Here is a 2,273-nt window from a genome sequence, read left to right on the forward strand (position 1 = left end):
CGCGACCGCCTTGACCGGACTGGTAACCGGGTTCTGGATGCTGATCGCTGTGCGTCTGATTTTTGGTATTTCGCAGGCCGGCATCTTCCCCTGTTGTGCCAATACGATTTCCAAGTGGCTACCCAAATCGCGGCGGGGTCTGGCCAGTGGTTTGCTGGGAAGTTTCATGTCGATCGGGAGTGCCTTCGGCGCGTTCAGCATTGGCTTGCTGTTGCAAGGCACCCATTTCGGAGGTGTCGAGGTGCCGGGAATGAGCTGGCGGACGATTATGTATCTCTGCGCGGTGCCGAGTTTTGTGTGGGCGATCTGGTTTTATTACTGGTTTCGGGATCGTCCTGAAAATCATGGCGGCGTGAATGCCGCTGAACTGAAAATTATTCGTAATGGTGAATTAGACGAACCGGCAGTTCAGGCGACAAATCAGGGACCAGACGAGCACGGCGAGCCGACGCCGTGGGGAAAAATTCTGACCAGTTTTTCGATGTGGATGATTTGCGCTCAACAGTTCTTCCGGGCGGCCGGTACGATTTTTTACATGACGTGGTTTCCCGTCTATCTGCAAAAATCGAGGGGCATCACGATCGCCTCTTCGGGAATCTGGACCAGTTTCCCTCTGCTGTCGTTTGTAGTGGGGAATTTTCTGGGAGGAGTCGTCGTTGACTGGGTTCTCCAGCGGACCGGAAGCCGCCGTTGGAGCCGGCAGGGAGTTGCGATTGTGGCCATGCTGGGCTGCGCCTTGTGTACGCTGTGCGCTTATTTTGTGAAAGAGACGAATCTGGCGATGACGTTGATTACAGTCAGCATGTTTTTTGCTGGCCTGGGGGGAGCCTGTGGTTATACCGTGACGATTGATAAAGGGGGCCAGCATGTGGCTCCCATTTTCGGGATGATGAATATGGCGGGTAATCTGGGGGCGGCGCTGTTGCCTGTGATCGTGGGAACAATGTTTGACGCGGGTATTTATAACGCTGTATTGATTCTGATGGCAGGAATCTATGTTGCCGCTGCGTTGTGCTGGATGTTGCTGAATCCGAACGGGACGGTATTTGATGAGAGTACGGTAGTGCTGAAGGCGTAAAAAAACTCTGACCTGGAAGAACAGATCAGAGTTTGCCTATTTTTTCATTGGTGAGGTGGCTGGAAACCGGTTAATTCAGGCTCCAGTAGATCACATAAGCCCCCACGATGATGGTATAACAGAACGAAAAGACGAGCATTTTTGTGAGAAAGCGACCGGCGCTGGCGTCTTCCGAGGCCATCGTCTCAATCTCTGCCTCTGTATACGGCAGCGTCTGTGCTGTAGATGAAGTATCAGATGCGGGAGCGGGATCGTGCATTGGTTTCTCTTAATTCAAGGTGATGAAAGAGGGACGCGATTATTTTTCCAGGAGTTCAAGTAATAGATTACTCGAAGGATAAGGATGTCCGCAATGTTGAACGAATGCTTCACCGTAAGCTACGCCGATTTCTTTTCCACGAGCGGCAGACCAGCGTTCGGTGCCATCGAGGTATTCATCGAGCCCATGCTGTTTTCTGAGCCAGGCCCGCTGACTTTCGTGGCAGGCGAGCATTTTAATTTTGAGGTCGAACGTTTCGGAGATATCGATAATGAATTGTGGTTTGATCGGATTACCAAAATAATCAGAGCCTTCGATCGGATCCACGTAATAGAGGTGAGGAATTTTTTCCGTGGGGGGCGCGGGATTAAACTGATGCGTCGTATAGTTGGGAGCGGAAGCGCCGAAACAGGCGTCTCTGACCAGGCGGCTGGTCATTTCGTGATCGCTCATGTAATCGACGGGAGGCGCTGTCAGCACGATGTCCGGGCGGGCTTTGCGGATGGCTTCGGTAACACGCTGGCGGGAATCCTGATCGATGACAATGGACAGGTCCCGAAATTCGAGACACATGCAATCGGCACCCAGCAGGTCGGCTGCTTTTCGGGCTTCGGCGCGGCGGACATTGGCGATTTCCACCGGTCCCATTTCCGCACTTCCGCAATCGCCGGCGGTCATGGTGGCAACGGTAATGTGGCATCCCAGGTTTTTTAAGCGGGCCAATGTGCCCGCACATTGGATTTCGATATCATCCGGATGAGCGTGAATCGCGAGAATTCGAAGTGATTCTGGCTGATTTACCATGAAAATTTCTCTCTCTGTACATTTAGGTCTAACAAATACTGGTGAGTTATTCTTCCGACTAGTTATAATAAACATTCATTAAAAAAACAGCACACCGGGTCTACTGTTCGTGTGTAACTTTATTTGACTGAC

3 protein-coding genes are annotated in these 2,273 nt (G+C 51.7%); 1 reads left to right on the top strand and 2 read right to left on the bottom strand.

What is annotated here, in order from left to right:
- Positions 1-1,078: MFS transporter (locus tag Q0294_RS01840; RefSeq protein ID WP_299460280.1), on the top strand; the 1,078-nt coding region annotated here is incomplete at its 5' end.
- 70 nt (positions 1,079-1,148) lie between these two features.
- Here Q0294_RS01840 and Q0294_RS01845 read toward each other — a convergent pair.
- Complete coding sequence (locus Q0294_RS01845; RefSeq protein ID WP_299460283.1) at positions 1,149-1,337, bottom strand: hypothetical protein; 189 nt, start codon at positions 1,335-1,337, stop codon at positions 1,149-1,151.
- Positions 1,338-1,376: 39 nt separating this feature from the next.
- Positions 1,377-2,141, bottom strand: a complete 765-nt coding sequence (locus Q0294_RS01850) for a PIG-L family deacetylase (RefSeq protein WP_299460286.1) — start codon at positions 2,139-2,141, stop codon at positions 1,377-1,379.
- Positions 2,142-2,273 lie beyond the last annotated feature (132 nt).

This window comes from uncultured Gimesia sp. (genome assembly GCF_937919775.1).
GTDB lineage: Bacteria > Planctomycetota > Planctomycetia > Planctomycetales > Planctomycetaceae > Gimesia.